This is a genomic window from Actinophytocola sp., assembly GCF_045807065.1.
In the GTDB taxonomy this organism is placed as follows: Bacteria; Actinomycetota; Actinomycetes; order Mycobacteriales; family Pseudonocardiaceae; genus Actinophytocola.
On record NZ_JBJMIE010000778.1, the window covers coordinates 1 to 7,054 of the forward strand.

A 7,054-nucleotide genomic window follows, 5' to 3' on the forward strand; every position below is an offset into this window, starting at 1 on the left:
CGAACAGCACGGCCTGCTCGATCGACGTGAGGCCGATGAACTTCGCCACCCCGAGCCCCGCGCACCAGCCGGTCAGCGCATGCGTGCGGCCCATCATCGGCTGCGTCCCCCTCGTGTCGTTCGAAGATCGAGTATGGGGTGTGAACGCGTGTGAACGTCGGCGGCGCGCCGATCCCTTGCCGGCGGTCGACGCGCTCGCGAGGATGGGCCGCATGAGAGCCCGAACCCTGCTCGCGGCCGCCCTGCTCGGACTGACCGGCACGCTCGTCCCCGCCGTGACCGCCGCCGCCACCCCGACCTGCGCCGACGCCACCGCGCCGCTGACGGTCTCCGAGCAGCGCCTCGCGTTGCCCAAGCCGCAGGAGGTGTTGCTGCGCAGTGGTTTCGACCGCTTCGGGCGGCTCTTCACGCCGTCGCTGTGCGCCCTGCCGAACGCCCGGCTCGCCACCGCGGCGGTCAGGGCGCAGGGCCGGGTGCTGTGGGAGGCGGCCGTCGCGCGGGCGCAGGGCCGGCTGCCGGCCGGCACGCTGCCCGTGACCGACGACCGGCCGCTGTACTGGGCGCGGCTGCAGCTGACGAAGGCGCTGCGGCAGTGGACGCCGTCGTTCCCGCTGAGCGCCGAGGCCCGCGCCGGGCTGATCGACACCCTCGAGAGGTCCTCGCGCGGTCAGGACTCGATCGGCTACCCGGGGCACGTGCGGCGGATCCTGGTCAGCGGCTTCGACCCGTTCCAGCTGGACCTGGACATCAGGCGCAGCAACCCGTCCGGCGCGGCGGCGCTGGCGTTGGACGGCACGGTGATCGAGACCGCGGCCGGCCCCGCGCGGATCGAGACCGCGGTGTTCCCGGTGCTGTGGGACCCGTTCGCGGCGGGCGTGGTGGAGCGGACGTTCGAGCCGTGGCTGAAGCGCGTGGACATGTTCACCACGATCAGCCAGGGCCGCGTCGGCAGGTTCGACGTGGAGCGCTACAACGGCCGCTGGCGAGGCGGCTTCCCCGACAACGACAACATCTCGCGCACGGGCGTGATCCCGATCCCGGCCGGCGTGCCGACGGTGACGCCCGCGCCGGAGTTCGTGCCCACGACGCTGCCCTACGCCGCGATCGTGGCCGCGCCGACCGGCCGCTTCCCGGTGTTCGACCACACGGAGGTCACGGAGATCCCGGCGGGCCAGACCACCCCGGTGGTCTCCCCGACCGGCCCGACGCCGGATTCGGTGGCCCGCGCCGGGGGCGGCGGCGACTACCTGTCCAACGAGATCGCCTACCGGGCGACGCTGCTCCGCGACGCGCTGGGCCTGCACATCCCGGGCGGCCACCTGCACACCCCGGTACTGCAGTTCGCGGCGGACAACACGACCGAGCTGACCGACCCGACCTTCGAGACCAACCAGCTGGACATCATCAACCAGGTCCGCGCGGTGCTGGTGGTCGCGGCAGGCGCCAGTCCCGCCTCCCCGAGTTCCTGAGTGTTGGTTGCGTGGCCCGCGATGGTGCGGGTGCCGAGGGGGATCGTGGCTGAGTGCCGTCACGTTCCCCCTGAGGTAGCTACGGGTCGCGGGAAGACCTCGCCCAAGGATTCATGGGGACAGGCCGCAACGCCCTGATGGCACCGTCAGGGCATGCGCGGCCGCAGGTAGGTGACCAGGTACCGCAAGGTCTGGGCGGCCTCACGCGCCGTGCCGCCGTGGACCACCGCCCAGGCAAGGGGTTTCCCGCCGCGGCGCCTGGTGGCCGTCGCGCAGAACCGGGGCAGGTCCCCGCCGTCGCGGACCGACCGGCGCACCAGGAACGGCGTGTCGCCGCGGAAACCGGGCAACCCGGCCGGTTCGCCCGCCGCGGCGAAGAACGCGTCGACCGCACTCTCGACCGGCTCCCGCGCGCACCTGACCAGCACGTCACGGGAGCCGCGGTCGCCGCCCACCTGCGCGAGGACCGGCGGGTCGTACCGCGTGCACAGCTCGGTGAGGGTCGCGGCGACACCGTCCGTGTCGGCGGGCGGGGCGGCGACCAGGTAGGTGACCCCGCCCGGCACCAGCATCCGCCCCGTGTGGAACCGCCGCCGGCCCGGGATCCCGAACACGTCGAGCACCGCCCGCGTGTCCTCCACGGCGACGGTGACGATGCCGACGTGCCAGGCGTCGCCGACGGCTGCCGGCCCCCTCACGTGAGCTGGGGCCGAACCTCCGACGCGATCAGGTCCACGTGGTCCAGATCCGTCATGTCCAGCAGCTGGAGGTAGACGCGGGACGCGCCTGCCTCGGCGAACCGCGACAGCTTCTCGACCACCTCCGCGGGCGTGCCCGCGGCACCGTTGGCCCTGAGGTCCTCGACACCGCGGCCGGTGGCGGCGGCCCGACGCGCGACGTCGGCGTCGTCCTTGCCGACGCACGTGGTGACCGCCGCCGAGTAGGTCAGCTCGCGGCCGTCCGCCGCCGCGCGGACGCGCTCGAACTGTGCCTTCGTGTCGGCCACGGACGCGAACGGGACGTTGAACTCGTGCGCGTACTTCGCCGCGAGGGCCGGGGTCTTCGCCGGACCGGTGCCGCCGACGATGATCGGGACCGGAGACTGGACCGGCTTGGGCAGGGCGGGGGAGTCGCTGAGCTGGAAGTACCTGCCGTCGTAGCTGAACGTCTCGCCGGTCGGCGTCGCCCACATGCCGGTCACGATGGCCAGCTGCTCCTCCAGCCGGGCCAGCCGCGCGGACGGGAACGGGATGCCGTACGCGCGGTGCTCCGCCTCGTACCAGGCGGCGCCGAGGCCGAGCTCGATCCGCCCCCCGGACATCTGGTCCACCTGCGCGACCTGGATCGCGAGCACGCCGGGCAGCCGGAAGGTCGCCGCGGTCAGCATCGTGCCGAGCCGGAGCGTGGACGTCTCGCGGGCCAGGCCGGCCAGGGTGATCCACGCGTCGGTCGGGCCGGGCAGGCCGTCGCCGGACATGGTCAGGTAGTGGTCGGAGCGGAAGTAGCCGCTGAACCCGGCCGCCTCGGCTGCCCTGGCCAGCGCCAGCTGCGTGTGGTAGGAGGCACCCTGCTGCGGCTCGGTCATGATGCGGAGATCCATGACAGCCATTCTGGTCCTACCAGCGCGCGGCGCTCATCGGCGCTCCGGGTGGTTCGCCCAGGGGGACTACGCGGTCCGCGGGCTCCGCGAGGCCAGGTGCAGGCAGGCCCCCGCCGCCAGCACGAGCACGCCGAGCACCAGCACGGCGATGGTGGCGGCGAACACACCGAACACGACGAGCAGCCCTCCGGTCACGTCGACCGCGAGCCGCACGGCCGTGCGCTGCCACCTGCGTTCGGGTGCCTCGTGGTCGCGCAACATCCGGGACAGTCGGGGGTCCGATTCCTCGAGCCACCGCTCGATCGCTCGGAGTTGGCGGCCCTCGTCATGACTGAGCATGGCGGACTCCCACGCTGTACCGGCCGGGCACCCACCGCCCGCGCTCTTCTGTTGCCGGGGGAGTACCCCCATGTCGGGCCGGAAAAAACGCGCGGGACAGGGTTTTCTAGCAGGAACGCAGTGCGTCCTCGACCGAGTCGTGCACGGCGAACAGCTCCGCGGTCTGCGTGACGTCCATCGTGCGCCGCACTCGCTCGCCGGTGACCAGCAGCAGCTGGGTGCCCCGGTCCCCGGCCATGGTCGTCGCGCGCAGGAGGGCCGACAGGCCGAGGGAACCGAAGAACGTCACCTGGGACAGGTCGACCACGAGGTAGGGCACGGCGGCCACGTGCTCCGCGATGGCCGCTTCCAGGTTCGGCACCGTGAACAGGTCGATCTCACCCAGCACCGACAACACGACGCAGTTCGGCGCGGGCCGGTCGGTCCGCAGCTCGACTGGGTTGGACACAGCCCGAAGCCTATGGGAGTTGGCGGTGCTAGTCACCATGGGGCACCCGCACCGCAACGATAGCGATGTCGTCGCGATGCGGCTCGACGGAGAAGTCGTCCACGGCCTGGCGCACGGCCGTGATCAGGCCGTCGCCGGTGCGGTTGCCGGCCCGCCGCAACGCCTTGGCCAGCCTGCCCTGCCCGAACAGCTCCGCGCCGCGCCGGTGCTCGGTCACCCCGTCGGTGTAGAAGACCAGCGCGTCGCCGGCCAGCAGCATGTGTCGGGTCGGGTGCACCGCGAACTTGCGCACCAGCCCCACCGCGCTGCCGTGGGTGCCGAGGTAGGAGACGTTGCCGTCGGCGTAGACGAGCGCCGGCTGCTCGTGCCCGGCCAGCACCAGCTCCACCTCGACCGACGGCGGATCGGTCCGCCGGCGGGTGAACATCGCCAGCGCCACCGTCGCGAACTGCGACGGGTCGCCCGCCTCCAGCATCATCTCGTTGAGCAGCTCGAAGGTCCGGTCGAGCGGCTGGCCGTCGCGCAGCAGCACGCGCAGCACGTCCCGCACGAGCCCGGTGCGGGCGGCCGCGCGCGGGCCCTTGCCGCACACGTCGCCGACCACCGCGAACCAGCGGTCCGGACCGAGCGCCAGCACGTCGTAGAAGTCGCCGCCGACGTCCGCGCCCGTGCTCTCCGGCAGGTACGCCGCCGCGAACTCGATGCCCTCCGCCTGGGGCAGCGCCCGGGGCAGCAGCGCCTGCTGGAGCGCCTGGGACGTCGAGACGTGCGCGCTGTCCCGCTGCGCGTTGTCGATCGCCTGCGCCGCCCGCCGCGCGAGCTCGGTGAGGATCAGCATCTCCTCCGGCCGGTGCGCACGCTCACCCGTCCGGCGGCCGACGCTGATCGTGCCGAGGGCCCGGCCGCCGACCCGCAGCGGCATCGCGACCCCGTCGAAGGGCGCGCCGAGGGCCGCGGCGTCGCCGCCGTCGTCGAGCAGCACGCACAGCGCGCCGTCCGGCTTGGCGAGCGGGGCCAGCTCGGTCCGCAGGTCGGTCAGGACGTCCTCGTCGACGTGCGTCATCGCCTCCAGCCGCAGCTGGCCACGCTCGTCGAGCAGGTGCAGCGCGCACCACCGGCCGAGCCGAGGCACCAGCACCTGCGGCACGATCGCCGCGGTGAGCCGCACGTCGAGGGAGTTGGAGAACATCTCCGTGGCCTCGGCCAGGTAGGTCATCCACAGCCAGCGTTCGCGGTCGGCGCTGTGCTGCTGGTCGGCCTCGACGACCATGGTGATGCGCAGCGCCGTGAGCTGGGCCAGCTCGGACGAGGTGGGCGTGACCAGCGACTCGTCGCCGTGCACGACCAGGCGGCCGGTCCTGGGCGGGGTGAGGGGCAGCTGCGTGACGACCACCGCGTCCCTCGCGTGGTCGCCGTAGGCGGCCAGCTCCTCGGTCCCGTTCCCGCCTTCGAGCAGCACCGTGGCGCCCGAGGCACCCAGCACGTCGCAGAGCCGTCGGACCAGCTCGGTCACCGCCACCCGCGGCGACAGGTCCTCGGCCATCGGCAGGTACAGCAGCCAGCGGGCCTCGTCGGGGTCCGGCCAGGACGCCGGGGGCTCGCCGAGCCGGGCGCGCGGTGGCGGCGTCAGCAGGCCGAGCGTGAACCAGATGTGGTGGCCGTGCCGGTCGTGCCGGCTGCCCCACGCGTCGGCGACGGCGTCGACGAGCGAGAGCCCGCGCCCGCCGGGGTCCTCCCTGGCCCGCGCCGGCGCGCCGGCCCTGCGCAGCTCCATCGGCGCCGGCCCCTGGTCGGTGACGGTGACCGTCACCGCGCCGCCGTCGGCCACCACCAGCTCGATCGTGAACCCGGTCCCGGCGTGCAGCACCGCGTTCTCGCACAGCTCGCTGGCGAGCAACACGGCGTCGTCGACCAGGTCCTCGCGTCTCGCCTTGGCCAGCACCGCCCGCACGAAGCGGCGTGCCGCACTGGGGGCGCCGGCGTCTCCGGGGAACTGGGCTCGTCGCGAGATCACGTCCAGAGTCTGCCTGGTGCCGCACTGTACCCGCCCGGGCACTCTTTACCAGGGGCCCAGCCGCCTAGACTCCCATTGAACGGAGCTTGGAGTGAGCGCCGGACGCAGCGCGAACCGAGTGGAGGGCCCATGGCAGCCCCGGAAGTCACGGCCGTCGAGCATGACGAGCAGGGCGACCTCGACGGCCTGCTCAACGAGCTGGTCGCGGCGCTGGCCAGCGCGCGCCAGGGCTCGTTCGACGTGCGGCTCACCCGGCGCGGCGGTGGCCTCGTCGGCCAGGTCGTGGACGGCTTCAACGCGCTCGCCGAGCTGCAGGAGCGCCGCAACCGTGACCTGCTGCGGATCAGCCGGGTGGTCGGTCGTGAGGGCCGCATGCTCGAGCGGATGGACGAGGACCAGTTCGACGGGTCGTGGGCGTCCGGCGCGGCGGCGGTCAACTCGCTGATCGACGACCTCGCCCGGCCGACTTCGGAGATCGCCCGCGTGATCGCGGCCGTCGCGGAGGGTGACCTCTCCCAGCACATGGCGCTGGAGATCGAGGGCCGCCCCCTGCGTGGTGAGTTCAACCGCATCGGGCGAACCGTGAACACGATGGTGGACCAGCTGTCCTCGTTCGCCGTGGAGGTCACCCGCGTGGCCCGCGAGGTGGGTACGGAGGGCAAGCTCGGTGGTCAGGCGGATGTGCACGGCGTGTCCGGCACCTGGCGGGCGCTGACCGACTCGGTGAACACCATGGCGTCCAACCTCACCAACCAGGTGCGGTCGATCTCGTCGACCGCGACGGCCATCGCGCAGGGTGACCTCTCCCGCAAGATCACGGTGAGTGCCCGCGGCGAGATCGCGGAGCTGGCCGAGACCATCAACTCGCTGACCGACACGCTGCGGGTGTTCGCGCACGAGGTCACCCGCGTGGCGCGCGAGGTGGGCACCGAGGGTCGCCTTGGTGGCCAGGCGACCGTGCCGAACGTGGCCGGCACCTGGAAGGACCTCACCGAGGCGGTGAACCAGCTGGCCGCGAACCTGACCGAGCAGGTCCGCAACATCGCCCAGGTGACCACGGCGGTCGCGAAGGGCGACCTGTCGCAGAAGATCACCGTCGACGCGCGCGGTGAGATGGTGGCCCTCAAGGACACCGTGAACACGATGGTGGACCAGCTGTCGTCGTTCGCGGACGAGGTCACGCG

7 protein-coding genes and 1 pseudogene are annotated in these 7,054 nt (G+C 72.9%); 2 read left to right on the plus strand and 6 right to left on the minus strand.

Going from position 1 to position 7,054, the window contains the following annotated elements; translation table 11 throughout:
* Positions 1-97 (minus strand): annotated as a pseudogene (locus ACJ73U_RS45345) (metal-dependent hydrolase); the annotation flags it as partial.
* Between the two features lie 115 nt (positions 98-212).
* Between ACJ73U_RS45345 and ACJ73U_RS45350 the strand changes: the two are divergent.
* On the plus strand, positions 213-1,469 hold the full coding sequence (locus ACJ73U_RS45350; protein ID WP_407783998.1) for a pyroglutamyl peptidase: 1,257 nt from the start codon (positions 213-215) through the stop codon (positions 1,467-1,469).
* Positions 1,470-1,615: 146 nt separating this feature from the next.
* On the opposite strand, the gene ACJ73U_RS45355 is transcribed toward ACJ73U_RS45350, so the two are convergent.
* The 5 genes from ACJ73U_RS45355 to ACJ73U_RS45375 all read right to left on the minus strand — a co-directional run bounded on the left by ACJ73U_RS45355 (position 1,616) and on the right by ACJ73U_RS45375 (position 5,870).
* The gene (locus tag ACJ73U_RS45355; RefSeq protein WP_407783999.1) at positions 1,616-2,167 is read right to left on the minus strand and encodes a hypothetical protein; all 552 of its coding nucleotides are present in this window, start codon (positions 2,165-2,167) and stop codon (positions 1,616-1,618) included.
* Positions 2,164-3,069, minus strand: coding sequence for an LLM class F420-dependent oxidoreductase (locus ACJ73U_RS45360; protein WP_407784000.1), 906 nt, complete (start codon positions 3,067-3,069; stop codon positions 2,164-2,166). Before ACJ73U_RS45360 ends, ACJ73U_RS45355 begins: the two co-directional genes overlap by 4 nt.
* Before the next feature lie 66 nt (positions 3,070-3,135).
* Positions 3,136-3,408, minus strand: coding sequence for a DUF3040 domain-containing protein (locus ACJ73U_RS45365; RefSeq protein ID WP_407784001.1), 273 nt, complete (start codon positions 3,406-3,408; stop codon positions 3,136-3,138).
* 106 nt (positions 3,409-3,514) lie between these two features.
* Complete coding sequence (locus tag ACJ73U_RS45370) at positions 3,515-3,856, minus strand: STAS domain-containing protein (RefSeq protein WP_407784002.1); 342 nt, start codon at positions 3,854-3,856, stop codon at positions 3,515-3,517.
* A 28-nt stretch (positions 3,857-3,884) separates the two neighbouring features.
* The gene (locus ACJ73U_RS45375; protein ID WP_407784003.1) at positions 3,885-5,870 is read right to left on the minus strand and encodes a SpoIIE family protein phosphatase; all 1,986 of its coding nucleotides are present in this window, start codon (positions 5,868-5,870) and stop codon (positions 3,885-3,887) included.
* A 129-nt stretch (positions 5,871-5,999) separates the two neighbouring features.
* Between ACJ73U_RS45375 and ACJ73U_RS45380 the strand changes: the two genes are divergently transcribed.
* On the plus strand, positions 6,000-7,054 hold a 1,055-nt coding region (locus ACJ73U_RS45380), incomplete at its 3' end, for a HAMP domain-containing protein (RefSeq protein ID WP_407784004.1).

What these genes read in the sequence shown, in the direction of transcription:
- ACJ73U_RS45350 (WP_407783998.1), top strand. Translation starts at nt 213, where the DNA reads ATGAGAGCCCGAACCCTGCTCGCGGCCGCCCTGCTCGGACTGACCGGC.
- ACJ73U_RS45365 (WP_407784001.1), bottom strand. Translation starts at nt 3,408, where the DNA reads ATGCTCAGTCATGACGAGGGCCGCCAACTCCGAGCGATCGAGCGGTGG.
- ACJ73U_RS45360 (WP_407784000.1), bottom strand. Translation starts at nt 3,069, where the DNA reads ATGGATCTCCGCATCATGACCGAGCCGCAGCAGGGTGCCTCCTACCAC.